General features: G+C 70.1%; 23 protein-coding genes. 8 read left to right on the top strand and 15 right to left on the bottom strand.

What is annotated here, in order from left to right; translation table 11 throughout:
- Positions 1-107: 107 nt before the first annotated feature.
- From aceB to D7006_RS24335, 5 genes are all read right to left on the bottom strand, one after another.
- Positions 108-1,718, bottom strand: coding sequence for a malate synthase A (gene aceB / locus D7006_RS24355; protein ID WP_237354872.1), 1,611 nt, complete (start codon positions 1,716-1,718; stop codon positions 108-110).
- Positions 1,719-1,816: 98 nt separating this feature from the next.
- Complete coding sequence (gene thiE / locus D7006_RS24350) at positions 1,817-2,452, bottom strand: thiamine phosphate synthase (protein ID WP_237354871.1); 636 nt, start codon at positions 2,450-2,452, stop codon at positions 1,817-1,819.
- Between the two features lie 147 nt (positions 2,453-2,599).
- The gene (gene glcF, locus D7006_RS24345) at positions 2,600-3,919 is read right to left on the bottom strand and encodes a glycolate oxidase subunit GlcF (RefSeq protein ID WP_237354870.1); all 1,320 of its coding nucleotides are present in this window, start codon (positions 3,917-3,919) and stop codon (positions 2,600-2,602) included.
- Between the two features lie 49 nt (positions 3,920-3,968).
- Positions 3,969-5,180 (bottom strand): glycolate oxidase subunit GlcE, encoded by a 1,212-nt coding sequence (gene glcE, locus D7006_RS24340; protein WP_237354869.1) that lies wholly within the window; start codon positions 5,178-5,180, stop codon positions 3,969-3,971.
- Positions 5,181-5,211: 31 nt separating this feature from the next.
- Positions 5,212-6,720, bottom strand: a complete 1,509-nt coding sequence (locus tag D7006_RS24335; RefSeq protein WP_237354868.1) for an FAD-linked oxidase C-terminal domain-containing protein — start codon at positions 6,718-6,720, stop codon at positions 5,212-5,214.
- 157 nt (positions 6,721-6,877) lie between these two features.
- On the opposite strand from D7006_RS24335, the gene D7006_RS24330 reads away from it, so the two are divergent.
- The 3 genes from D7006_RS24330 to D7006_RS24320 all read left to right on the top strand — a co-directional run bounded on the left by D7006_RS24330 (position 6,878) and on the right by D7006_RS24320 (position 9,079).
- Complete coding sequence (locus tag D7006_RS24330) at positions 6,878-7,825, top strand: LysR family transcriptional regulator (protein ID WP_237354867.1); 948 nt, start codon at positions 6,878-6,880, stop codon at positions 7,823-7,825.
- 218 nt (positions 7,826-8,043) lie between these two features.
- Positions 8,044-8,772 carry an AzlC family ABC transporter permease gene (locus D7006_RS24325; protein WP_237354866.1) on the top strand — a complete coding sequence of 243 codons (729 nt, stop codon included), beginning with the start codon at positions 8,044-8,046 and terminating at the stop codon, positions 8,770-8,772.
- Positions 8,762-9,079 (top strand): AzlD family protein, encoded by a 318-nt coding sequence (locus D7006_RS24320; protein ID WP_229645917.1) that lies wholly within the window; start codon positions 8,762-8,764, stop codon positions 9,077-9,079. Before D7006_RS24325 ends, D7006_RS24320 begins: the two co-directional genes overlap by 11 nt.
- A 187-nt stretch (positions 9,080-9,266) precedes the next feature.
- Here D7006_RS24320 and D7006_RS24315 read toward each other — a convergent pair whose 3' ends face one another.
- Entirely contained in the window at positions 9,267-9,944 is a 678-nt protein-coding gene (locus D7006_RS24315) for a thioesterase domain-containing protein (protein WP_169123503.1), read from the bottom strand.
- Between the two features lie 423 nt (positions 9,945-10,367).
- Between D7006_RS24315 and D7006_RS24310 the strand changes: the two genes are divergently transcribed.
- The gene (locus tag D7006_RS24310) at positions 10,368-10,505 is read left to right on the top strand and encodes a hypothetical protein (protein WP_237354865.1); all 138 of its coding nucleotides are present in this window, start codon (positions 10,368-10,370) and stop codon (positions 10,503-10,505) included.
- A 42-nt stretch (positions 10,506-10,547) separates the two neighbouring features.
- Here the strand turns inward: D7006_RS24310 and D7006_RS24305 are convergent, their stop codons facing one another.
- From D7006_RS24305 to D7006_RS24290, 4 genes are all read right to left on the bottom strand, one after another.
- Positions 10,548-11,246, bottom strand: a complete 699-nt coding sequence (locus tag D7006_RS24305; protein ID WP_237354864.1) for a lactate utilization protein — start codon at positions 11,244-11,246, stop codon at positions 10,548-10,550.
- Positions 11,243-12,700, bottom strand: a complete 1,458-nt coding sequence (locus tag D7006_RS24300; protein ID WP_237354863.1) for a lactate utilization protein B — start codon at positions 12,698-12,700, stop codon at positions 11,243-11,245. Before D7006_RS24300 ends, D7006_RS24305 begins: the two co-directional genes overlap by 4 nt.
- Positions 12,697-13,497 carry a (Fe-S)-binding protein gene (locus D7006_RS24295; RefSeq protein WP_229645909.1) on the bottom strand — a complete coding sequence of 267 codons (801 nt, stop codon included), beginning with the start codon at positions 13,495-13,497 and terminating at the stop codon, positions 12,697-12,699. The genes D7006_RS24300 and D7006_RS24295 overlap by 4 nt, the downstream gene beginning before the upstream one ends.
- A 133-nt stretch (positions 13,498-13,630) precedes the next feature.
- Complete coding sequence (locus D7006_RS24290; protein ID WP_237354862.1) at positions 13,631-14,182, bottom strand: L,D-transpeptidase; 552 nt, start codon at positions 14,180-14,182, stop codon at positions 13,631-13,633.
- Positions 14,183-14,292: 110 nt separating this feature from the next.
- Here D7006_RS24290 and D7006_RS24285 point away from each other — a divergent pair, with 110 nt between their 5' ends.
- Entirely contained in the window at positions 14,293-14,979 is a 687-nt protein-coding gene (locus D7006_RS24285; protein WP_169123509.1) for a response regulator transcription factor, read from the top strand.
- A 47-nt stretch (positions 14,980-15,026) separates the two neighbouring features.
- The gene (locus D7006_RS24280; protein ID WP_024281374.1) at positions 15,027-15,506 is read left to right on the top strand and encodes a Crp/Fnr family transcriptional regulator; all 480 of its coding nucleotides are present in this window, start codon (positions 15,027-15,029) and stop codon (positions 15,504-15,506) included.
- A gap of 24 nt (positions 15,507-15,530) precedes the next feature.
- Here D7006_RS24280 and D7006_RS24275 read toward each other — a convergent pair whose 3' ends face one another.
- The 3 genes from D7006_RS24275 to D7006_RS24265 all read right to left on the bottom strand — a co-directional run bounded on the left by D7006_RS24275 (position 15,531) and on the right by D7006_RS24265 (position 19,693).
- A complete protein-coding gene (locus D7006_RS24275; protein ID WP_237354861.1) occupies positions 15,531-16,802 on the bottom strand; it encodes a methyl-accepting chemotaxis protein in 1,272 nt (423 codons plus the stop codon).
- Between the two features lie 147 nt (positions 16,803-16,949).
- Positions 16,950-18,194: a chromate efflux transporter gene (chrA, locus tag D7006_RS24270; RefSeq protein WP_237354860.1), complete on the bottom strand. Its 1,245-nt coding sequence runs from the start codon at positions 18,192-18,194 to the stop codon at positions 16,950-16,952.
- A gap of 137 nt (positions 18,195-18,331) precedes the next feature.
- Positions 18,332-19,693 (bottom strand): dicarboxylate/amino acid:cation symporter, encoded by a 1,362-nt coding sequence (locus tag D7006_RS24265; RefSeq protein WP_169123512.1) that lies wholly within the window; start codon positions 19,691-19,693, stop codon positions 18,332-18,334.
- A 282-nt stretch (positions 19,694-19,975) separates the two neighbouring features.
- Between D7006_RS24265 and D7006_RS24260 the strand changes: the two genes are divergently transcribed.
- Positions 19,976-21,844: an ATP-binding protein gene (locus D7006_RS24260; RefSeq protein WP_237354859.1), complete on the top strand. Its 1,869-nt coding sequence runs from the start codon at positions 19,976-19,978 to the stop codon at positions 21,842-21,844.
- Positions 21,841-23,208 carry a sigma-54 dependent transcriptional regulator gene (locus D7006_RS24255; RefSeq protein ID WP_237354858.1) on the top strand — a complete coding sequence of 456 codons (1,368 nt, stop codon included), beginning with the start codon at positions 21,841-21,843 and terminating at the stop codon, positions 23,206-23,208. Before D7006_RS24260 ends, D7006_RS24255 begins: the two co-directional genes overlap by 4 nt.
- A 205-nt stretch (positions 23,209-23,413) precedes the next feature.
- Here D7006_RS24255 and D7006_RS24250 read toward each other — a convergent pair whose 3' ends face one another.
- A complete protein-coding gene (locus D7006_RS24250; RefSeq protein ID WP_237354857.1) occupies positions 23,414-24,256 on the bottom strand; it encodes a GNAT family N-acetyltransferase in 843 nt (280 codons plus the stop codon).
- A gap of 14 nt (positions 24,257-24,270) precedes the next feature.
- On the bottom strand, positions 24,271-25,014 hold the full coding sequence (locus D7006_RS24245; RefSeq protein WP_237354856.1) for a pyrimidine 5'-nucleotidase: 744 nt from the start codon (positions 25,012-25,014) through the stop codon (positions 24,271-24,273).
- Between the last annotated feature and the right edge of the window lie 4 nt (positions 25,015-25,018).

Here is a 25,018-nt window from a genome sequence, read left to right as displayed (position 1 = left end):
GCTGCGATGGCCTGCGACACGGACACGCGGACTTGAGGGGCACGCAAGTGTCATCGCCCGCACGAGGCGGGCGATGACGGTGGTGCGGGTGCCGGAAGGGAAAGCCCTCAGGCGATCAGGCGGTAGGCGGGCAGCGTGAGGAATTCCTCGAAGCTGTCGGCCAGCGTCATGTCGGAGAACAGCTTGATGGCCTCGGGGAAGCGGCCGGAATCGTAGACTTCCGGGCCGAGCACCGAGCGCAGGTTCGCCATCTCGTCGTCCAGCAGAGCGCGGAACAGCTCGGGCGTCACCGCCCGGCCGTCGTCCAGCGTCGCGCCGAGGTGGATCCACTGCCACACCTGCGCACGGCTGATCTCGGCGGTGGCCGCATCCTCCATGAGATTGTAGAGCGGCACCGCGCCACGGCCGCGCAGCCACGCCTCGATGTACTGCACGCCGACGCGGATGTTCTCGCGCAGGCCGGCTTCCGAGCGGGTGCCGGCGTGGACTTCGAGGAGATCGTCCCGGCTCACCGGCACGTCGCTCACCTTGGCGTCGCGCTGGTTGGCGGCGGGCATCAGGCGGTTGAACACCTCCATGGCCACCGGCACGAGGTCGGGATGGGCCACCCAGGTGCCGTCGCAGCCGGAATTGGCCTCGCGCTCCTTGTCGGCCTTCACCTTGGCGAAGGCCGCGGCATTGGCTTCCGCATCGCCCTTCACCGGGATCTGCGCGGCCATGCCGCCCATGGCGAAGGCGTTGCGGCGGTGGCAGGTGCGCACGAGGAGGATGCCGTAGGCCTTCAGGAAGGCCTCGCTCATCACCATGCGGCTGCGGTCGGGGGTGAGGAAGCGGTCGTTCTTCCCGAGGCGCTTGATGAAGGAGAAGATGTAGTCCCAGCGGCCGAGATTGAGACCGGCGATGTGGTCCTTCATCTCGAACAGGATCTCGTCCATCTCGAACACCGCGGGCAGCGTCTCGATGAGGACGGTGGCCTTGATGGTGCCGACGGGGAGGCCGAGCGCCTTCTGCGCGGCGACGAACACCTCGTTCCACAGCCGGGCCTCGAGATGGCTCTCGGTCTTCGGCAGGTAGAAATAGGGGCCCGAGCCCTGCGCCAGCGCCGCCTTGGCGTTGTGGAAGACGTAGAGGCCGAAGTCGAACAGCGCGCCGGAAATCTCCTCGCCGTCCACCAGCACATGGGCTTCCGGCAGGTGCCAGCCGCGCGGGCGGATGATGAGCACGGCCGGGGTGGCGCCGAGCTTGTAGGACTTGCCGTTGTTGGCGTCGACGAAGTCGATGGCGCCGGCCCAGCGGTCCTTCAGGTTGATCTGGCCCTCGATCATGTTCTCCCACACCGGGGAGGAGGCATCCTCGAAGTCCGCCATGAACACCTTGGCGCCGGAGTTCAGCGCGTTGACGATCATCTTGCGGTCCACCGGCCCGGTGATCTCGACGCGGCGGTCGAGCAGGTCGGCGGGCAGGTCGGCGATGGTCCAGTCGCCGTCACGGACGGACTTGGTCTCGGGCAGGAAGTCGGGCAGCTCGCCGGCGTCGAACTTCACCTGCCGCTCGGTGCGGCGGGCAAGCAGGGCCTTGCGGGTGGGATTGAAGGCGCGGTGCAGGTCGGCGACGAAGGTCAGCGCCTCGGGGGTCAGGATTTCGTCGAAGCGGGGGCCGAGCGCGCCGGTGATCTCGATGCCCGCGGCCGGGGCAGTCTTCAGGGCAGGGGACGACATGATGTCGGGTCTCCTTGTGTGAAGCCTGAAGCGCGTGGCGTCGCCGCAGGCGGGAACCGTCCCGAGGCCGTGGCAGGCCCGGGACGGGATGGATGGGGTCAGCGCGCGGCCGTGACGGCCGAAAGAAGCGCGCGTGCAGCGTGTTCGGGATCGGGGGCGGCGCAGATGGCGGACACCACCGCCACCCCGTCCGCTCCGGCGCGGATGACCTCGGCGGCGAGCGCGCCGTCGATGCCGCCGATGCCGACGATGGGCAGGCGGGTGAGCGCGCGCACCGTCGTGACGCCGGAGGTGCCGATGGCGGCGCCAGCATCCTTCTTTGTGCCGGTGGCCTTCACCGGACCGACGCCGAGATAATCCACGACGCCAATGTCGGAGGCGGCGAATTCCGCCGGATTGCCCACGGAGAGGCCGAGGATGCGCTCCGGCCCCAGAAGGGCGCGGGCGTCGGCGGGGGTCATGTCGTCCTGGCCGAGATGCACGCCGTCGGCGTCCGCCGCCACCGCCACGTCCACCCGGTCGTTGATGATGAGCGGGATGCGCAGCGGCGCCAGCAGCGCCTTCAGCGCGCGGGCCTGCTCCACCAGCGCGCGGCCATGGGCGTCGGGATCGCGCAACTGCACGATGGTGGCGCCGCCCTTCACTGCCGCTTCCACTGTCGCCACGAGGCCCCGCGCCGCGACGAGTCGCGGGTCGGTGACGAGGTACAGGGTCAGGTCGAAGGGACGGGACATCGTCTGGCTCACGGGTGCGGGCGTGCTGCGGCGCAGCGTAAGCCGCCCCGCTCCCTTATCTCAATGCGCTTCGGTGCGAAACGTCGCATGCGACGAAGGTCTATTGACCGCATCGCACATGGGTCTTTGCCATTCCGGCAACAATCCTCAGGCCGCTTTCGCCCGTCCGGCCAAAGCGGCGGGGGCGGGGCCGCCGGTGGCCCAGTCCAGCAGCTCCACCGTGTGGACGATGGGAATGCCGGTGCCGGAGCCGATCTGCGTCATGCAGCCGATATTGCCGGCGGCGATCACGTCGGGGGCCAGCGCCTCGAGCGTCGCCACCTTGCGGGCCTTGAGCTGCCCGGCAATCTCGCTCTGGAGCATGTTGTAGGTGCCGGCCGAGCCGCAGCACAGATGCGGGTCGAACGGCTCCACCACCTCGAAGCCGACGCGGCGCAGGAGGTCCATGGGCGGCGTCTTCACCTTCTGCCCGTGCTGGAGCGAGCAGGCGGAATGGTAGGCGACCCGCATCCCGCGCGGCGTCTCGGCCTTCGGCAGATCGAGGGTGGGCAGGAACTCGCTGATGTCCCGCGTGATGGCCGAGACCCGCGCCGCCTTCTCCGCATAAGCGGGGTCGAGGCGCAGCATGTAGCCATAGTCCTTGATGGGCGTGCCGCAGCCGGAGGTGGTGACGAGTATGGCGTCGAGCCCCTCGGTCTCCATCTCCCTGATCCACACGTCCACATTGTTGCGGGCGAAATTGAGCGCCTCGTCCTCCCGGCCCATGTGATGGACCAGCGCGCCGCAGCAGCCCTCACCCTTCACCCGCACCACGTCCACGCCCTGCCGGGTGAGGAGGCGGATGGCGGCTTCGTCGATGCCGGGGTTCAGTACCGGCTGGGCGCAGCCCTTGAGCAGCGCCACCCGCGCCCGGCGGGTGCCCTGCGCGGGATGCACGCCGCCCTTGTCGTCCGCCGCGCGGCCATGGGGCAGGCCGGGGGCGAGGCGCAGCATGGCGGCAAGCGGCTTCAGCGCCGGCACCCTGGCGAACAGCCCGGCGAACGGCTTGCCGGCCAGCGCACCCATGAGGGCGAGGCGGAAGCGGTCGGGATAGGGCAGCACCTTCGCCAGCACTTCCCGGATCATCCGGTCGGGGGCGGGGCGCGAATAGGTCTTCTCGATATGGACGCGGGCGGTGTCCACGAGGTGCATGTAGTTGACGCCGGAGGGGCAGGTGGACATGCAGGAGAGGCAGGAGAGGCAGCGGTCGATGTGCTTCACCTCCTCGGCCGTCGCCGGCCGGTCGTTCTCCAGCATGTCCTTGATGAGGTAGATGCGCCCGCGCGGGCTATCCAGCTCGTCCCCCAGCAGCACGTAGGTCGGGCAGGTGGCGGTGCAGAAGCCGCAATGCACGCACTTGCGCAGGATGGAATTGGCCGCCTCCACATGCGGATCGGCGAGCTGGGCGAGGGAGAAATGGGTCTGCATGGGCGCTCAGCCGTGACGGAGGAACGGAAGGTCGAGGGTGCGGGCCATCTCACATCCCCGCATGCATGCGGCCGGGGTTGAGCACCAGGCCGGGGTCGAAGCTCTCCTTCACCCGCTTGGTCAGCGCCGCCAGCGCCCCGTCGAGGGGCTGGAACACCGCCGAACGGGCACGCTCGGCCGCACTGGCGCGGATGAGGGTGGCGTGGCCGCCATACGGGGCGAGGGCCGCGCGCACCGTGTCCGCGTGGGACGCTTCGCCCGGCAGGCAGAGCCAGATGAGGCCGCCGGCCCAGTCGCAATAGGCCTCGCCGCCGAGATCCTGGACCAGCTTCGCCGCCAGCTCCGGCCCCACCTTGGGCTGGGTGGAGAGGCGCCACACCGCCCGCTCGCCCGAGCCGGCGAAGGGGATCACGTCGCGCACCGCCTGCCACAGGGGGCGGGAGGGCTCGGTCTCCAGCACCTCGGCCGGGCCGATGCCGGCCAGCACCTTGAGCAGCATGGCGCGCCGCGCAGTGACGGAGGGGGCGACGCCCTCCATCCGCAGCGCCACCACGGCAGGCGCGCCGGAAAGGCCCGGCAAGCGCCCCGCCACGCCTTCCGGCAGGAAGGCGGCCCCCGACACCTCGCAGGAGGACCCCATGGCCGCGGAGAGCGCCGCCGCCGCCTCGCCCGGAGAGGCGACGCGGGCGATGACCGTTTCCTCCATGGGCGGGCGCGGCAGCACCTTGAGCGTGATCTCGGTGGCGATTGAGAGCGTGCCGAAGGCCCCGGCCATCAGGCGGGGCAGGTCATAGCCGGTGACGTTCTTCACCACCCGCCCGCCGGACTTGAACGGCTCGCCGCGTCCGGACACCGCCTTGATGCCGAGCGCATGGTCGCGCACGGCGCCGTGGCTGATGCGGCGGGGCCCGGCAAGGTTCACCGCGAACAGGCCGCCCAGCGTGCCGCGTCCGGCGGTCCCGCCCAGCAGCGGGCCGGTATCCATGGGCTCGAAGGCGAGCATCTGCCCGCGCGCGGCCACCATCTCCTCGATGTCCGCGCGCGGCGTGCCGGCGCGGGCGGAGAGCACCAGTTCCTCCGGCTCGTAGAGGGTGACGCCCGAGAGGGCGGAGAGGTCGAGGGTGAGGTCGGTCTGGCTCGGCCGGCCGAGGGCCTGCTGCGAGCCGTGGCCGCGCACCTCCAGCGTCTTGCCGGCGCCGAGGGCGGTGCGGACCGCCTCCGCGACCTCCTGCTCGTCGCGCACTGCGATGATGTCACTCATGTCTGGGCCTCGGATAGAGGAAGGCGCGCGCTCAGAAACGCGGCAGGTCCGGGAAGGGGAGGGCGCCGCCCGACACGTGCATCCGGCCAAGCTCGGCGCAGCGGTGCAGGGTCGGGAACACCTTGCCGGGGTTCATGAGGCTCTTGTCGTCGAAGGCGCATTTCAGCCGCAGCTGCTGGGCGAGATCGACCTCGTTGAACATGGTGGGCATGAGATCGCGCTTCTCCACGCCCACGCCGTGCTCGCCGGTGAGCACGCCGCCCACCTCCACGCACAGCCGCAGGATGTCGGCGCCGAAATTCTCCGCCGCGTCGAGCTGGCCCGGCGCGTTGGCGTCATAAAGGATGAGCGGGTGGAGGTTGCCGTCGCCGGCATGGAACACGTTGGCGACGCGCAGGCCGTACTGCACCGAAAGCTCGCGCATGCGCGAGAGCACGTAGGGCAGCTGGCGGCGCGGGATGGTGCCGTCCATGCAGAGATAGTCGGGCGAGAGCCGCCCCACCGCCGGGAAGGCCGCCTTGCGCCCGGCCCAGAAGCCGAGCCGCTCGGCCTCGCTGGTGGAGACCCGCAGGGTGACGGAATTGCAGCCCTCGGCGACGCGCGTCACCTCCTCCAGAAGGTGGGCGCATTCGGCCTCGGGTCCGTCCAGCTCGACGATGAGCAGGGCTTCCACGTCCAGCGGATAGCCCACGTTCACGAAGGCCTCGGCGGCCGCGATGGCGTCGCGGTCCATCATCTCGATGGCGGCCGGGATGATGCCGCCGCCGATGATCCGCGCCACGCACTCTCCCGCATCCTCGGAGGTGGGGAAGCCCACCAGCACCGCGCGGGCGGTGTCTGGCTTCTTGAGGAGGCGCACCGTAACCTCGGTGACGATGCCCAGCAGCCCCTCGGACCCGATGACGACGGAGAGCAGGTCGAGCCCGCCGGCATCGAGGTGCTTGCCGCCGAGGCGCACCACCTCGCCGGTGATGAGCACCAGTTCCACGCCGAGCACGTTGTTGGTGGTGAGTCCGTATTTCAGGCAGTGCACGCCGCCGGAATTCTCCCCCACATTGCCGCCGATGGTGCAGGCGATCTGCGAGGAGGGGTCGGGCGCGTAATAGAAGCCCAGATGGTCGACCGCCTTGGAGATGCCGAGGTTGGTGACGCCCGGCTGCACCACGGCGCAGCGGTTGGCGGTGTCGATCTCCAGCACCCGGTTGAACTTGCCCATGCCGATGAGCACCGCATCCTCGAGCGGCAGCGCGCCGCCGGAGAGCGAGGTGCCGGCGCCGCGCGGCACCACGCGGATCTCGTTGGCATGGCAATATTTCAGGACCGCCGCCACCTGCTCGGTGGTCGACGGCAGCACCACCACGAGGGGCAGCTGGCGATAGGCCGTGACGCCGTCGGATTCGTAAGGCCGCATCTCCCGTTCATGGGCGATGACGCCCTCGCCGGGCACGATGACCCGAAGCGCGGCGATGATCTCCTCCCGTCGGGCAAGCACCCGCGAATCCGCTTCCGGCAGCCTGAGGCCCGGAGTGGTTCCCGTCATGTCGGCGTCCCTTTGAGCCGTTCTTGTTGGAGGAACTATAATCGGTTCATTCGGGAAAAAACGTCGCCCATTCTTTCCCTAGCGGATAAAGTCGGCGGCCGAAGACAAAACAATCGGCCGGCGCAATGGTCCCGGCCAGCGGAGGATGGACCGATCCATGATCGGCAATCTGGGCGATCTCGAAATCTTCGCGCGCATCGTCACCGCCGGCAGCCTCTCCGCCGCCGGGCGGGAGATGGGGCTCTCCCCGCCGGTGGTGTCGAAGCGGGTGCAGCGGCTGGAGGAGCGGCTCGGTGCCCGCCTGTTCCAGCGCACCACCCGCAAGGTGGCGCTGACCGAGGCGGGGCAGGGCTTCTACGAGCGGGTCGTCACCATCCTCGCCTCCATCGAGGAGGCGGAAAGCCAGCTTGCCCGCAAGTCCACCGAGGCGCGGGGCCTGCTGCGGGTGTCGGCGCCCACCTCCTTCGGCCGGCTGCACATCGCCCCCCACCTGCTGCCGCTGATGGAGGCGAACCGCGACCTCACCATCGACCTCGAACTGTCGGATTCGTTCGTGGACATCGTGGGCGAGGGCTTCGACGTGGCGGTGCGCATCGCCGATCTCGACGATTCGAGCCTCGTCGCCCGCCGCCTCGCCCCGGTCCACCGGGTGCTGTGCGCGACGCCCGAGTATCTCGCCCGCGCCGGCGAGCCGAAGCAGATCTCCGAACTCTCCGCCCACATCCTGCTCGCCACCCACGGCCAGGACCCGTGGAAGCTGGAAGGGCCGGAGGGGCCGGTGACGCTGCGCGTGCATTCCCAGCTGCGCACCAATTCCAACGAGGTGGTACGCGAGGCGGTGCTCGCCTCGGTGGGCATCGCCCTGCGCTCCACCTGGGACGTGGGGCCGGAACTGCGCTCCGGCGCGCTGAAGGTGGTACTGCCGCGCTGGCGCGCCTCCCACCGGGTAGGGCTGTTCGCGGTGTATCCCTCCCGCCGCTTCCTGCCGCAGAAGGTGCGCGTCTTCATCGACCACCTCGCCGCCCTCTACGGCCAGGGCCATGGCGGGGTGCCACCCTGGGACGAGGGCCTCTCCCGCCTGTTCGAGCCGGAGCCGCAGGGCTGAGGCGCGGGGTGGGCTGCCAAGGTTTTGTTGTGCCTGATGTCTTCTCGCCGTCGTCATGCCCGGGACAAGCCCGGGCATGACGGTTGTTATTGGGACGGCCAGCGCGCATCCCGCCGACACGAGCGCCCCTCTTCCCTCCGCCCGCGGCGAAAAGGGGAAATCGGGTTGGCCTTTCCGGCAGGCACGTCCATAAGGTCGGTATTTCCGCGACGTGACTGTTGATTGCCCCGCTCCAGATGACCAAGCCCCATCCCGCACCCCTGACCCTCGCCGGCATGGCCGAGGGCGCGCGCGCCATGCTGCCGCTGATGCCCGGCATCGCCGCCTTCGGCATGGCGTTCGGCGCCGCCTCCATCCAGAAAAGCTTCACCCTGCTGGAGGCGACGGTCTCCAGCGCAATCGTGTTCGCCGGCCTTGCCCAGATGGTGGCACTCGAGGGCTGGACGCAGCACTGGACCGCCGGTTCCCTGCTGGCGCTGGGCTTCCTCACCCTCACGGTGAACATGCGCCACGTGCTGATGGGCGCCTCGCTGCGGCCCTGGCTCGGCACCCTGCCGGCGTGGAAGTCCTATCCGGCGCTGATGATGATGGCCGACAACAACTGGGCCGCCGCGCTGCGCTATCGCGCCGAGGGCGGCAACGATGTGGGCTATTTCGTCGGCTCCGGCCTCATCACATGGTTCGTCTGGGTGCTGGCCACCGCGGTGGGTCATCTGGTGGGCGGTGGCATTCCCGATCCGAAGGCGGTGGGCATCGACCTCGTGGTGCCCGCCTTCTTCATCGCCATGCTGCTCCCCAACTGGAAGGGCAAGCGCGAGGCGGTGGGCTGGGGCGTGGCGGCGGCGGTTTCCACCGCCGTGTCGTTCGTGCTGCCGGGCTGGTGGTTCATCGTGATCGGCGCCGTCGCGGGCGCGCTCGCAGGCGGGTTCACCGACGATGACCGTTGATCCCGGCACCCTCACCGCCATCCTCGTGATGGCAGCGGCCACCGCCTTCAACCGCGCCGGCGGCTTCTGGCTGATGCGCCTCGTCCCCGTGACGCCACGTGTGCGGCGGGTGCTCGACTGCCTGCCCGGCGCTGTTCTGGTGGCGCTGCTGGTGCCCGGCGCGGTGCAGGGCGCGGTGAAGGGCGATATGGGCATGGTGGGCGGCCTCGCCGCCGCGCTCGTGGTCAGCCGCCTGACCCGCAGCGACCTGCTCGCCGTGGTGGTGGCCATGGCGGTGGCGGCGGGCATACGGGCGTTCTGGGGCTGAGAGCCCGCGCCGCGTTTAGAGCCGTCATCCCCCGCGTGACGCTTCGTTCGGGAATGCGGCGCCGTTTCCGACGCTCCGTGGCCCGCACGCACAAGGCGAGCGATGCCGGCGAAAAAGGTGCGGTGCCCCCCAAACGAAAACGGCGGGCCGAAGCCCGCCGCTGAATTCCTCGTCCGAAATCCTATCCTCAGCCCGGCGCGCCGGGCTTGGCCGCGGCCTGCGTGCCGGGAGCCGTGCTCGGCGCCGGCGGCGTCGCGGAGGGGTCGACCGGCTTGGGCTTCGGCTTGGGCTTCGGCGTGGTGATGGAGCGCACCTGGGTGATCACCTCGTCATGGAGGCGCGGCGACTTCTCGATGTTGAAGTGGTCGATGCCGCCGATGGCATTGAGGTTGCGGTTGACGATGTTGCCGCGGAAGCCCGGGCCGGCCGTCAGGCGCTTACCGTAGCCGTTGTTCGACTGGTAGTAGTTGATGAAATAGCCCGCCGACGCGCCCACCTGGGTCACGCCCACCGGATCGAACGTCACCACCAGCTTGGGCGGGGTGCCCAGCGCGGTCAGGCGCTCGGCCATCTCCACCGCCGCATCGGCCCCGAGGGAATGGCCGACGATGATGATGGGGGAGTTGCCGGTGGCCCGGCTCTCGGCGGCGGCGGCATCGGCGAGGGAGGCCCACTGGCCGTACTCGTGCACCGTCGCGGGGATGCCGCGGGCGTTCAGCTTCTTGGCGAGATCGTCCATGCCCAGCGAGAAGACGTTGGCCAGCCCCCGCAAAAGGTAGACATGGGCCCGGTTCTGCTGGGCAAGCGCCGGCTGGGCGACGCAGAGGACGACGAGCGCTGCGAACAGGGCCCGAACGAGGCGCAAGCCAACTTTCATTGTCTCACCGTTTCTGAAAATCAAACGATCTACTGCCGCCAAAACGCCGGCCGGGCAATACCGGATTGCTTATCCGACACAGGAGCGTCGCGCGCAGTGGCGTTTTTTCGCCTCCCGTGTCGCGCCTGCATCACGCGCGTCAGCAACAAAATTCGCGTATTGCGATTAGCTCAGTATACTGTCATGCTGAAGTTGTGATAGGATAAAATCACTTCCCTTCAGTCAGGTGAGGACGAAGTGTTTTCAGCTCCTGCAATTGGAACGGCCGATGGCGCGCAGATCAGTGCGCTGGCACCGTCATGGCCCGTCTTTTGTCATGATGGCCAGCGGCGGGGAAGGGTCGAGCCGGCCCGGCCTTTGCCGCAAGACCCTCGGGCCCAGCCCGGTCGTCCGCCCGGCGGAATCCTGTTGGTGGCGGTGTTCTCGGCCATCTCCGGCGCCGTCATGGGCTGTCTGTTCGGCGGCTTCCTCACGGTCGCGCTGGCGATTTTCCTCGCCGTGCCGCTGGGCGTGGCCCTGGGCATCTGGGCGTCGCGCCTGTCCGAATAGTCCGGCCGGTCGCGCCTTCGCGGCTGACGCCCGCCCGATCCCTCAGCGCGTCGGTCCGCCCACCAGCAGCACATGCAGGCTGCGCGGGCCGTGGGCGCCGAGCAGCAGGGTCTGCTCGATATCGGCCGAGCGGGACGGGCCGGTGATCCAGTTCACTGTGCGCGGCAGCACGCCCTCGCCATAGCGGGCGCGGATGCGGTCCCACACCGTCTCGTAGTCTCCCGCCACATCCGCCGCATCCACCACCACCAGATGATGGTCGGGCAGAAGGTTCAGCGTCGAGGGATTCTCCGGACCGGAGAGCATCACCACCGTCCCGGATTCGGCCACGCCCGCGAAGGCGTGGGAGAGGCCGGCGAGCTGGCGCCCGTCCGAGGGGCCGATCCACACATCAAGGGCCGGCGCGCGCTCCCACGGCAGAGTGGCGAGGCGCGCGTCGGCGCCGCGCAGGATGGTCATGGGCAGGTTGCGCGACCTGAGATAGGCGGCGACGGCTTCCGGCACCTCGGCGGCGGAGGGCAGGTGATCGATGGTCGCGGCGGCGGCGATCACCATGTCGCGGAAGAGAGCAAGACGCTCGGCCTCCGGCAATTGCCCGCGTGCCGGCACGAGACCGCGCGGATGGCCGGCGAGGCGATCCGCCACCGCTTGTCGGCGCGGCGCTTCCTGCGAGGTCACGCCGAGGGATGCCCGGATGGAGGCGAAGACGGTGTCGCGGGAACTGGTATCGCGGGAGCTCATCGGCTTGCCTCCTGTCGGGGCGCCGCGCGCCGCTCGGCCTGCCGGGCGCGCCATTGGGCCTGGAAGGTGCCGCCCTGCGGCGCCGGGAAATCGCGGTGCTGCGTCCACCCGCCGGCCAGCGGCAGGGAGGCGAAGCGGCCCTTCGCCCGCCCGAGCAGCGAGAGCGCGCCCATGGCGAGCCGCGTCGCCGGCCGGTAGAGCCAGCCGCGCCGTGCGAAGAAGGCCCACACGCCGAGGCCGAAGCGCTGGGTCGCGGGGGTCAGGTGGCGCTCGAACTCCTTCTCTCGCCAGTGCCGCATCAGCTTGGGCAGGGGGATGCGCATGGGGCACACCTCCTCGCAGCGGCCGCAGAAGGTGGAGGCGTTGGGCAGATTGCGCCCCTTCTCCACGCCGATCAGCGCCGGGGTGAGCACCGAGCCGATAGGGCCGGGATAGACCCAGCCGTAAGCGTGCCCGCCCACCGCGTGATAGACCGGGCAATGGTTCATGCAGGCGCCGCAGCGGATGCAGCGCAGCACCTCGCGCAATTGCCCGCCGAGCATGGCGGAGCGGCCGTTGTCGAGGATCACCACGTGATACTCGCCCGGCCCGTCCGGATCGTCGGGGCGGCGGGGGCCGGTGGAGAAGGTGGTGTAGACGCTCATGTCCTGCCCGGTGGCCGAGCGGGCCAGCACGCGCAGGATCTGGCTCACATCCTCCAGCGTCGGCACCAGCTTTTCCAGCGAGGCGAGCACGATGTGCGCCTTCGGCAGGGTCTGGGTGAGGTCGCCGTTGCCCTCATTGGTGACGATGATGGACGTGCCGGTCTCCGCCACCAGGAAGTTCGCGCCCGTGATGCCCACGTCCGCCGCGAGGAATTTCTGCCGCAGCTCGCCGCGCGCCTCGGCCAGCAGCGAGGTGGGCTCGGAGAGGTCGCGCTCCGGGGGGAGATGGGCGTGGACGCGGCGGAAGTCGGCTTCCACCTGATCCTTGTTGAGGTGGATGGCCGGGGCGATGATGTGGGAGGGCGCCTCGCCGCGGATCTGGATGAGATATTCGCCCAGATCCGTCTCCACCGGCTCGATGCCGACCGCCGCGAGATGGTCGTTGAGGCCGATCTCCTCGGAGATCATGCTCTTGCCCTTGGTCACGGTGCGTGCGCCCAGGCGCTGGCAGATGTCCGTGACGATGGCCCGCGCATCCGCCGCATCCACGGCGAAATGCACGTGGCCGCCGGCCGCCTTCGCCTTGGCCTCGAAGCGCTCGAGATAAAGGTCGAGGTGCGCCAGCGTGTGGTTCTTGATGTCGCGCGCCGAGTCCCGCAGGCCATCGAACTCAGGCAGCTTCTCGGCCGCCGCCGCCCGCTTGCCGATGAAGCCGGGGCCGACCTTGGAGAGCGCCCCCTGCAGCGGCAGGTCGGCCAGCGCCTTCTTTGCATTGTCCTTGAAGCGGGGGGTGGTGATCTCGACGCTCATCGCTTCGCCCCCTTTTCAGCAGGTTCGCCGATGGCGGGTTCGTCGCCCATGCCGGCGAGCACTTCGGCCACATGAAGCGCGCGCACCGCGCGGCCCTCGCGCTGGAGCTTGCCGGCCATGTTCATGAGGCAGCCGAGATCGCCGGCGAGCAGCGTGTCCGCGCCGGTGGCGGCGATGTTGGCGGCCTTCTTCTCCACGATGGCGTTGGAGACATCCGGATATTTCACGCAGAAGGTGCCGCCGAAGCCGCAGCAGGTGTCGGCATCCTTCATTTCCTCAAGCGCCAACCCCTCCACCGAGGCGAGGAGCCGGCGCGGCTGCGCCTTCACCCCCAGCTCGCGCAGGCCCGAGCAGCTGTCGTGATAGGTGACGGTGCCGTCATAGGCCGCCGCCACGCCGGTCACGCCGCGCACGTCCACGAGGAAGGAGGTCAGCTCGAACACCTTGGCGCAGAAGCGCTCCACCCGCCCCGCCCAGTCGGGCTCGCCGGTGAACAGCTCGGGATAATGGGTCTTGATCATGCCGGCGCAGGAGCCGGAGGGGGCGACCACGTAATCGAAGGTCTCGAATGCCGTGATCATCTCTTCCGCCAGCGCCCGGGTGGTGGCGCGGTCGCCGGAATTGAAGGCGGGCTGGCCGCAGCAGGTCTGCGGCGGCACGTTCACCTCGCAGCCCGCATCCTCAAGCAGCTTCGCCGCGGCAAAGCCCACCGAGGGGCGGATGGTGTCCACGAGGCAGGTGCAGAACAGGCCCACCCGCGGGTGGCGCGCCCCGTGGGGCGAAGTGTGCGCGGTCATGATGTCCCGTGCGTTGGATCGGGCGCGGGAGCGCCCGCCGCTGATTGGAACGGCTCTATAGCACCGCGACCGGGGCGGTGAAATGACGGCCCGGAGCAAAGGCCCGTGCGCGATCCGCCTCGCAACCAGACCTTTATACGATGTCGATGACCGCCCCCGGCCGCAGCCGCGCCAGCAGGCGCTTCATGTCCGCCCGGCGCAGCGCCACGCAGCCCTCCGTCGGCTTGAAGCCTGGCCGGGCGAGATGGACGAACACCGCCGAGCCGCGCCCGGGGATGCGGGGGCGCTGGTTGTGATCGATCACCAGCACCAGATCGTAGAGCGTATCGTCGCGCCACATTTTCTCGTGCGACACCTTCCGCGCGCCACCCATCGGCAGCGTGACGGGGCGGTTGTAGCGCCGGTCCGCGCGGTCGTCGCACCAGCCGTCATCGGGGCGGATGGTTCGGGAAGGAAGACGGGAGACGGGGCGCGGGCCGTGGTCGGGCCGGTAGAGCAGAGCGAGGATGCGCCAGCGTCCGGCGGGGGTGCGCCCGTCACCCTCGCGCTTGTCGGCGGCGATGCCGGAGCGCCCCAGCGCCACCGGGATCGACAGTCCGCCGGCCCGCAAAATCCCCAGATGGCGGGCGCCGGGACGGCGGCTGACGGCGATGCGTGAGATTCCCACGGGATGAAGCGGTTTCATGACTTAGTGTGATACCTCTCCACAGCCGTCCCCGGATGGAAATTTGCGCAGAGCCATGTCCATGCTCTACTTGCGCGATTCGCGCGCCCGCAAGGGCGCAGGAGGAATTGATGGCCAATGCGTGGAAAATCCTGGTGGTCGAGGACGACCCGGAGCTGCGCGATGCGCTGATCGAGCAGCTCGCGCTCCAGGACGAATTCGAGCCCGTGGGCGCGGACACCGCCGGCGGCGCCGTCGAGCAGGCGAAAAACGGGGCGATCGACCTCGTCATCATGGATGTGGGCCTGCCCGACATGGACGGGCGCGACGCCGTGCGCCAGATGCGCCGCAACGGCTTCAAGGCGCCCATCCTGATGCTGACCGGCCACGACACCGACAGCGACACCATCATGGGGCTGGAGGCCGGCGCCAACGACTATATCGTGAAGCCGTTCCGCTTCGCGGTGCTGCTGGCGCGCCTGCGTGCCCAGATGCGCTCGCACGAGGCGAGCGAGGATGCGGTGTTCGCCATCGGTCCTTATTCCTTCCGGCCAGGCGCCAAGCTCCTCCTCACCGATCGCGGCTCCAAGATCCGCCTAACCGAGAAGGAGACGGCCATCCTGCGCTATCTCTACCGGGCCGGGAAAAATCCGGTGCCGCGGGAAACGCTGCTGCAGGAAGTGTGGGGCTATAATTCCGGCGTCACCACGCATACTCTGGAAACCCACATCTACCGCCTGCGCCAGAAGATCGAGCCCGATCCTTCCAATCCCACCCTTCTTGCGACCCAGGCCGGGGGCTACAAGCTCGTGCCCTGACGGCCGGGCCTCACCATCATGCACAGCCACTTGAGGAAAAGTCGTCCGTGAGCATCGACAGGGACATCGCGCTGCTCCGGGGGGTCGCCACCTTCGATCTGCTCAGCGACGGCGCCGTGCGCCTGCTCGCCCAGAGCGCCGAGGAGATGCGGCTCGCCGAGGGTGACGTGCTGTTCCGCGCCAACGAGACGTCGGACGGGGCCTATGTGGTGGTCTCCGGCCGGCTGCGGATGCTCGACGAGCGGATCCCCGGCGCCCCGCGCCTGCTCAAGCAGGTGACGGCCGGTGCGCTCATCGGCGAGACCGCCCTCATCATCCCGACCCCACGCCCCGCAACCGCCGTCGCGGGGGAGGAGACCGTGGTCATCCGCCTGCCGCGCGAGGCGTTCACCAAGGTTCTGGAACGCTATCCCGAGGTCACCGCCAAGTTCCGCCGCGCCATCGCCCGCCGGCTGGAAGGCACGCTGCGCGCCCTCGACGGCGTGCGCGTGAAGCTGGAAGAGCACCGCCAGCGCCGCCGGCGCTGACGGGTAGAGTCCCAAGCCGCCGCTTCAGGCCGCGGCGGATGCGCCCTTCGATCGACGGGGCGTGAGGCGCGCCATCTGCGTCAGGGCGTCGGCCGAGAGGGTATCCATGGCCATATAGGCGTCGATGGCCCCGCCCATGTCGCCGCTCGCCGTACCCGCGACGATCCGTTCGCCGCAGGCCGCGAGCTGCCGGCCGAGCGCCGCCAGCTTGGACAACACGGCCGGATCTTCGACCGCCGCCCCGTCGATCTCGGCAAAGCCGCCCCCGAGCGGGGCGTTGCGCGCCTGGAATCCGCGGAGATCGGCGGCGGTCACGCCGGCGAGGCATTCGGCGAGGCTCCGCTTCCACGCCATGTGATCGGACTTGAGGCGGCGGATCGCGGCGGTGGCGCCGGCCCCGGCCGAGGCGCGGGAGATGAGGTCGCCGGCGATGGCATCGGCGCGGCCGAGCAGGCCGGCGGCGGTGGCGGAATCGGTCTCGTTCTGGTTGGCGAGGCGGGCGATCTCGCCGAGCCGGTCGGCGAGGTCGCGCAAGGCCGCGCGCCGCTCGCCCAGCATCAGGGCGATGCGTCCCACCCCGTCGGCGGAGGCGCTGACGCGGGTCTCGATGCCGTCCATGTCGGTCATCACCGATTCGACGATGGCGCGCCCCTCCTCGACCCGGGTGGCACCGGCGCCCATGGCGTCCAGCATGTCCTTCACCACCACGGACAGGGCCTGGAGCTGGTCGCGGATGAGGTCGGTGGTGCGCGAGGCCTCCTCCGACAGGGCCTTGACCTCGGCCGCGACCACCGCGAACCCGCGCCCCGCTTCGCCCGCCCGCGCCGCCTCGATGGTGGCGTTCAGCGCGAGCAGCTTGGTCTGCCGCGAGATGGAGCCGATGGAGGTGGCGAAGCCGCCGATGGACTGGGTGGCGGAATTCAGATGTGCGAGCCGCGCCTCCAACTCGCCGAACGCTTCGGCGATGCCGCTCATGGCCTGCCCGGCGGTGCGCGTCTTGGCCGCGCCGGAGGTGACGAGCCGCAGGGCGTCCCCGGTCTCCTTCCCCGCATCGGCACCGAGCTGGGCGATGGTCTCGATGGTGGCGGCGATCTGCGCCACGGCGGAGGAGGCCGAAATGGTCTCGCCGGCGAGCTTGCGCGCATTGCCGTTGGACCAGGCCATCAGGCACAGGATTTCGTTGAGATTGGCCGAGATGTCCACGGCCGGCCCGAGCGCTTCCAAGGTGTGCGGACCGCTGACGGATGCGGGCGGCCCCGCGACGGAGGACGTCGGTGCCGTGCTGGATGTCGCCATGGGGTGCCTTGCTTCCTCCGGGCGTCCCCTGCCGCGGATGCGCATGGCGCTCCGCCGGTCTTGAGCGCGGATCGGGGACGTCGCCGCAGCATGCCGGGCGAGGCTTGCGCGAGCCTGAGGTCGGCGGGCTCCCGCCTCGCGGAGGCCCTAATAGAGCCCCGTCAGGAACGGCCCGAGGACAGCCAGCACCACCACCACGGCCAGCGGCGGCACCTTCCACACCGTGAGCAGCAGGAAGCCGGTGACGGCGGCGGCGAAATCCATCGGCCGCAGCACGGCGCCGGTGAAGACGGGGGTGTAGAGCGCGGCGCCCAGGATGCCCACCACCGCCGCATTGGCCCCGCGCATGGCCGCCTGCGCCAGAGGCTGGCCCCGCAGCGCGCCCCAGAAGGGCAGCATGCCCGTCACCAGCAGCAGGCCAGGCAGGAACACCGCCACCAGCGCCACCGCCGCTCCCGTGACCCCGCCGGCCGGCGGCGCCATCACCGCGCCGAGCCAGGCGGCGAAGGTGAAGAGCGGGCCGGGCACCGCCTGGGCGAGGCCGTAGCCGGCGAGGAACTGGCTGGGCAGGACCCAGCCGGTGGTCACCACTTCCGCCTGCAGCAGCGGCAGCACCACATGGCCGCCGCCGAACACCAGCGCGCCGGAGCGATAGAAGGAGTCGAACACCCCGATATAGGGCGATGCCGCCTTGAAGACCGGCGGCAGCACCAGCAGCAGGGCGAAGACCACGAGCAGGATCACGCCCGTCCGCCGCGAGAGCGGAACCGGCAGGTGCCCGGAGGCGGGCGTCTCGGCCGGTGTCTCGTCCCGGCACAGGACCAGCCCGGCAATGGCGCCCATGGCGATGGCTGCCACCTGGCCGAAGCTGCCGGCGGCGAGGGTCACCATGACGATGGCGCTCAGTGCGATGCCGGCGCGCGGCTGGTCGGGGGCCAGCGTCCGCGCCATGCCCCACACCGCCTGCGCCACCACGGCGACGGCGACGAGCTTGAGGCCATGCAGGATACCGCCGATGACGCCACCGCTGAGGGCGGACATGCCGACATAGGAGGAGAGAAGCGCCAGCGCCGCGAGCAGGATGGCCGAGGGCAGGGTGAAGCCGGCCCAGGCCGCGAGCCCGCCGAGGAAGCCGCCGCCGCGGATCAGCCCGAGGGCGAAGCCGAGCTGGCTCGAGGCCGGGCCGGGCAGGAACTGGCAGAGCGCCACGAGGTCGGCATAGCCGGCGTCGTCGATCCAGCGGCGGCGTTCCACCAGCTCGGCGCGGAAATAGCCGAGATGGGCGATGGGCCCGCCGAAGGACATGAGTCCCAGCTTCAGGAAGGCGCGGAACACCTCGCCGGGAGAGCCCGCCGAATTCTCTTCCGGCGTTTCGACCGCTTCATCTGCCATGGTCAGCTCCCGATCCAGAGGGTCTGGATGTCACCGCCGCCTTGGCTGGTCAAGCGGGGCGCGGCGGACAAGAAAAAGCCCGCCTCCGAAGAGGCGGGCAGCTGGGGAGGACCCGTGTCGCGCAGCGCGCGGTGACCTCAGGCGACGGCCTTCACGCCGGGCGCGGTGGAGATGAGGCCTTCGTCGAACTCGTCTTCCAGCGAGATGGGCTCGCCGTCGAGCACACGCAGCAGCTTCGCCTTGTCCAGCTCGCCTTCCCAGCGGGCGACGACGATGGTGGCCACCGCATTGCCGACGAAGTTGGTGAGCGCGCGGCACTCGGACATGAAGCGGTCTATGCCGAGGATGAGGGCGAGGCCCGCCACCGGAACCGACGGCACCACCGAGAGCGTCGCGGCCAGCGTGATGAAGCCGGCGCCGGTGATGCCGGCCGCGCCCTTGGACGAGAGCATGGCGACGAGCAGCAGCAGGACCTGCTCTTCCAGCGACAGGTGGATGCCGGTGGCCTGGGCGATGAACAGCGCCGCCAGCGTCATGTAGATGTTGGTGCCGTCGAGGTTGAAGGAATAGCCCGTGGGGATCACGAGGCCGACCACCGACTTGGCGCAGCCGGCGCGCTCCATCTTCAGCATCAGGCCGGGCAGGGCCGCTTCCGAGGAGGAGGTGCCGAGCACGAGGAGCAGTTCCTCGCGGATGTAGCGCAAGAGCTTCCACAGGGAGAAGCCGTTGTAGCGGGCCACGAGGCCGAGCACGATGAACACGAACAGCGCCGCCGTGAGATAGAAGGTGGCGATCAGGAAGGCGAGGTTCTTCACCGAGCCGATGCCGTACTTGCCGATGGTGAAGGCCATGGCGCCGAACGCGCCGATGGGGGCCGCCTTCATCACGATGGCCACCAGCCGGAACATGGCGTGGGAGGCCGCGGTGAGCACCTTGAGCACCGGGGTGCCGAGATCGCCCACGCCGCCGAGCGCGATGCCGAACAGCACGGCGAAGAACAGCACCTGCAGGATGTCGCCATTGGCCATGGCGGACACCGGCGTCGCCGGGATGATGTCCATCAGGAAGCCGATGATGGAGGCGTCATGCGCCTTCGCCGCATAGGTGGCGACGGCCTTGGGATCAAGCGTCTTGGGATCGATGTTGAGCCCGGCGCCGGGCTGCACCACGTTCGCCACGATGAGGCCGATGACGAGGGCCAGCGTGGAGAAGGTGAGGAAGTAGATCATGGCCTTGCCGGCCACGCGGCCGACCTTGCCCATGTCGCGCATGCCGGCGATGCCGGTGACGACGGTGAGGAAGATGACCGGTGCGATCACCATCTTCACCAGCTTGATGAAGGCGTCGCCCAGCGGCTTCAGGCTGGCGCCGAAATCCGGATAGAAATGGCCGAGCAGGGAGCCGGCGATGATCGCTACGATCACCTGGAAATAAAGGTGGTGGTAGAACTTGCGCGGATAGTGATGGGGCGCGGGATGCGCCGGAATCGCATGGGCCATCTCAGGACCTTCCTCCGCCGGGCCGTTGGTGCCTCTTGCGGCCGCTCTGGCCTGGGCACTTCGGGATCGGATGCTTCGTTAAGGGCCGGCGCAGCGCGCCGCTCGACGCCTCCCCCTGCGCAAGGCGCATGCCAGTTCCGAGCGTGGCGCGGGACACAGGCAACAGACTGATTCGCAATCCTTTTTCCGGGAGGCCCCGCGGAGCCTCTCGACACCGCGTGCGGTGAGGCGCACATTGCCGGCAAATGCTGTGCGGAAATCCGCACAGGAGGAGGGCGTGCCTTGGCCGAGCCGGGCGTCGAACAGAGCCCAGAACCCGCGTCCCGCCGCCGCCTGCTGACCGTGGGCGGCGCGGCGCTCGCCGCGCTCGCGCTGATGGTCGGGCTCGACCGGGTGGCGGACTATGCGGCGCGCCGCTGGGCGGTGGCGCAGGTGGCGGCCTCCGCCGAGACGGCGGCGGCGCTCCGGGTCGCGGTGCTGCGCAGCGAAATCGACAAGCAGCGCTCCTTGCCGGTGGTGCTGGCGCAGGACCCGGAAGTGCGTGGCGCGCTGGAGGCCCCCGACCCGACCCGCCTCGACGCCCTCGACCAGCGGCTTGATGCCCTCGCCGAGCAGGCGCGCACCGGCGTCATCTATCTCATCGATGCCGAGGGCCACACGGTGGCGGCGAGCAACTTCCGCACCCCGGAGAGCTTCCTCGGCTCCGACTATGGCTTCCGTCCCTATTTCCGCATCGCGCTGGCCGATGGGCGGGCGGAGCATTTCGCCTTCGGCACGGTCAGCCGCAAGCCGGGCCTCTATCTGGCGCAGCGGGTGGAGGCGCAGGGCCGGGTGCTCGGCGTCCTCGTGCTGAAGGCCGAGTTCGACGGGCTGGAGGCGGAATGGCGGCGCTTCGCCGAGCCCACCTTCGTCACCGACGAGCGGCACATCGTGCTCATCGCCTCGGAGCCCGCCTTCCGCTTTCGCACCACCGTGCCGCTCGATCCGGTGGAGCGCGACGCCATCCGCGAGAGCCTGCAGTTTGGCGATTCGCCCCTCACGCGCCTCGATCTCGGCCCCTCGCCGGAGGAAGGCGGGGTGCTGCGCCTGCGCCTGCCCGGCCGCAGCACGGCGCAGGATTTCGTCGCGGTGGACATGCCGGTCCCCTCCACCAGCTGGACGCTCACCGTGCTTGCGCCCACCGCCGCCACCACGCGCCTCGCCACCACGGCGGCCCGCGCCTCGGCGGCGCTTGCCGGCGTGGTCGGCCTCGGCTCGGCCGGGGTGTGGTGGACCCGCCGCCGCCGCCGCGTCCGGGCGCTGGCGCGGGAAGCGGAGGCGCGGCGCGCGCTGGAGGCCCGCGTCGTCGAACGCACAGCGGAGCTGTCCGCCGCCAATGCGCAACTGGTGACGGAGATGGAGGAGCGCCGCCGCGCCCGCCTCGCCTTCGATGCCCTGCAGGACGAACTGGTGCAGGCCTCCAAGCTCGCCGTGCTCGGCCAGATCGCCGCCGGCGTCGCCCATGAGGTGAACCAGCCGGTGGCGGCGATCCGCACCTTCGCGGAGAATTCCCGCGCCTTCCTCGATCGCGGTGAGCCCGCCGCCGCCGCCGCCAATCTCGACACCATCGCGGCCCTCACGGAGCGCATCGGCGCGATTACCGGAGAGCTGCGCGCCTTCGCCCGCAAGTCCGCCGCCCGCATCGAGCCGGTGGCGCTCGCCCCGGTCATCGACGGCGCGCTGCTGCTGATGCGCTATCGCCTGCTCCAGACCGACATCGCCCTCGCCCTCGATATCGATCGCCCGGACGTGGCGGTGACCGGCGACCGCATGCGCCTCGAGCAGGTGCTGGTGAACCTCATCCAGAACGCGGCTGAGGCCATCGGCACGCGGCGCGACGGGGAAATCCGCATCCGCGTCGAGACTCGCCCCGACACGGTGGTGGTGACCGTCGCCGACAACGGTCCCGGTCTGCCGGAGGAGATGCTGGGCGCCCTGTTCCTGCCCTTCACCACCACCAAGCCGCAGGGACTGGGTCTGGGGCTCGTCATCTCCAAGGACATCATCGCCGAGTGCGGGGGCACCCTGAAGGTGGAGAATGACGGCGGCGCCGTCTTCACCGTCACCCTGCCCCGCGCCCAAGGACTGGACAACGGAGCCGGCAGGGCATGACAGAACTTCCCGTGGACGTGGCCTTCATCGACGACGACGCGGTGCTGCGCGCGGCCAACGTGCAGGCGCTGATGCTCGCCGGCCTCACGGTGGCCGGCTACGGCTCGGCCATGGAGGCGCTGGAGGTGATCGACGCGGATTTCCCCGGCGTCGTGGTCACCGACGTGCGCATGCCGCGCATCGACGGGCTGGAGCTGTTCCGCCGGCTGAAGGCGCGCGATGCGGACCTACCGGTGATCCTCATCACCGGCCACGGCGACATCGCCATGGCGGTGGATGCCATGCGCGAGGGCGCCTACGACTTCCTCGCCAAGCCCTATGCCTCCGAGCGGCTGGTCGCCAGCATCCGCCACGCGCTGGACCGTCGCCGGCTGGTCTTGGAAAACCGCGAGCTGAAGCGCGCCGTCGCCACCACGCAGGACGACCTGCCGCTGCTCGGCACCAGCGCGGTGATGGCCCGGCTGCGGCAGATGCTGCGCCAGATCGCCGATGCCGACGTGGACGTGCTGGTGGAGGGGGAGACCGGCTCCGGCAAGGAGGTGGTGGCGACCGCGCTCCACCGCTGGAGCCGCCGCGCCGCGCGCCCGCTGGTGGCGGTGAATTGCGGCGCCCTGCCGGAGACGGTGATCGAGAGCGAGCTGTTCGGCTACGAGGCCGGCGCCTTCACCGGGGCGCTCAAGAAAAGGGTGGGGCGCATCGAGCACGCCCATGGCGGCACGCTCTTCCTCGACGAGATCGAGGCCATGTCGCCGGCCCTCCAGGTGAAGCTGCTACGCGTGCTGGAGGCGCGCGAGATCGCGCCGCTGGGCACCAACGAGACGCGCCGGGTCGACATCCGCGTGGTCGCCGCCTCCAAGGTGGACCTGCCGGCGCTGGTGCGGCAGGGCAGCTTCCGCGAGGATCTCTACTATCGCCTCCACGTCGCGTCGGTCCGCATCCCGGCCCTGCGCGAGCGGCGCGGCGACGTGCCCCTGCTGTTCGGCCACTTCCTCGCCCGCGCCGCCGAGCGCTTCAACCGCCCCCCGCCGGAGCTGGACGCCGGCGTGCTGCGCCATCTCGCCGAGCATGACTGGCCGGGCAATGTGCGCGAGCTGGTGCATTATGCCGAGCGCGTGGCGCTGGGGCTGGTGGAGCCGGAACAGCCGTCCGTCCCGGCCGAGGCCGGCGGGGGGAAGGGTACCCTGCCGGAGCGGGTGGATGCCTTCGAGGCGCAGGAAATCCGCGCCGCGCTGGAAGCCAACAAGGGGGACGTGCAAGCCACCGTGGCTTCCCTCGGCATCCCCCGCAAGACCTTCTACGACAAGCTCCGCCGCCACGGCATCGATCAGGCGGCCTATCGCGCAGAGCGGGCGCCGGGGCGGTGAGGGCTGCGGCCTGTGTCCGGGGCCCTCGTTTGTCATCCCCCGGCTCGTCCGGGGGATCCACCCCGCCGCCTGTCCGGTGCCGGAAGACCAGCACCCCTCTCGCCCTGCGGTGGATCGCCCGCACAAGGCGGGCGATGACGGCCGGAGAGATGGCGCGAGCGGCGCGTTGCCGATCGACAAACTCAGGGCGGTGAAAGCGCTCCCCTCACCCCAGTTCGAAGGTGGTGATGCCGAAGATGCGATCGAGCGGCAGATCCGGCCCCGTGCCGCGATACATGCGGCCGGTCTCGAACACCGGGGCGAGCCCCGCCCCCTCCGCGAGGGCGCGGGCGGCGGGATTGGGGTCGGGAATGTCGAGGAAGACCTGATCGCCGGCCGCCGTCAGCGCGAGGGTGGAGAACAGCGCGCCGGCCACTTCTGCGTCATCGGCGAAGAGCGGGCCGATCTTCCATCCCGCGCGACAGCGGCGGATGACGCCATAGCCCTTCACCGCGCCGTCTTCCACGAAGACGCAGGCGCGCCCCTGCGGCGGCGCGAGCCAGGCCTTCAGGAAATCCGGGCGGGGAAAGCCGAAGCAGGCGCGGTCCAGCGCCGTCACGGCATCGAGGTGCGCGGGGGTGATGTCCACCACGCGCGGGTCGGGCGCGGCCTCGGGCGCCATCCCGCCGAAGCGGAAATTGGCGTAGGCGCGCACGAAGCCGTCGCGGGCATAGGTTTCCTGCTGCTCCACCACCGCATCAAGCCCCACCGGCCCGTCGAGCGTGCGGAAGGTGTCCTGCCACAATGCGAGGCCATGGCCCTCGCCGCGCAGGTCCGGACGGCAGATGTAGAAGCCGACGAAGGCGAAACCGCCCGCATAGCGCGTCGCCGAGATGACCGCGCCCAGCGCCCCGTCGAGGAAGAGGCCGCGGAACGCGTGGGTGTCCTGCGCGAGGAAGGCGGCGGCATCGGCAAGGCCGGGGTTCCAGCCCTCGCGGGCGGCCCAGTCCACGGCGGTCTCCACCTCGGCGCGGGTGAGGGTGCGGATGCTGCGGGTGGCGCCGTCCATGGCGGGGTCCTCCCTTACTCCGGGTCGGCCGGGAGCGGCGGGGGCAGGTCGCGGGCGACCGTCTCGAGGAAGCCGGCGAGATCTTCCGTGACGTGGTTCACATAGGCGTCCTCGCGGCCCTCGAACTCCCAGCTCTCGCGCGCCGAAACCGTCTGGCCGGGGGGCACCACCAGAACCGTCACCATGCCGAGGCGGTGCGGCACTTCCAGATTGCGGGCGAGGTCCTCGAACATGGCGGCGCGGGTCGCCTCCACCCCATGGGCGCGCAGGAAGCGCTCATAGGCCTCCTCGGTGGGCTTGGGATGGAATTCGGCGGCCACGATGTCGTGGACGGCGGTGAAGTGCGCGTCCATGCCGAGCTTTTCCAGCACGTTGCGGGCGTGGCGCTCGGAGCCGTTGGTGTAGACGAGCTTCTGCCCCGGCAGCGCCTCGATGGCGGCGGCGAGGCGGGGGGAAGCGTCCAGCGTCGAGAGGTCCACGTCGTGCACATGGGCGAGGAAGGCGGCCGGCTCCACGCCATGCTCGATCATCAGCCCGCGCAGGGACGTGCCGTAGCGCCGGTAATAATCCTTCTGGATGCGGAACGCCTCCTCGGGCGCGATGCCGAAGAGGTTGGAGATATACGCCTTCATCCGGGCGTCGATCTGGCCCCAGAGGTCGTGCTGGGCGGGATAGAGGGTGTTGTCGAGGTCGAACACCCAGGTGTCGACGCGATCGAAAGTCGCCGATGAAAGCGCTGCGGGAGAAGGCAAAATCATCGGC

It is taken from the genome of Xanthobacter sp. YC-JY1 (genome assembly GCF_021730305.1).
Classification (GTDB): domain Bacteria; phylum Pseudomonadota; class Alphaproteobacteria; order Rhizobiales; family Xanthobacteraceae; genus Xanthobacter; species Xanthobacter flavus.
Note: the sequence above shows the minus strand (reverse complement) of the source record. Positions and strands in the feature narration are given on the sequence as shown.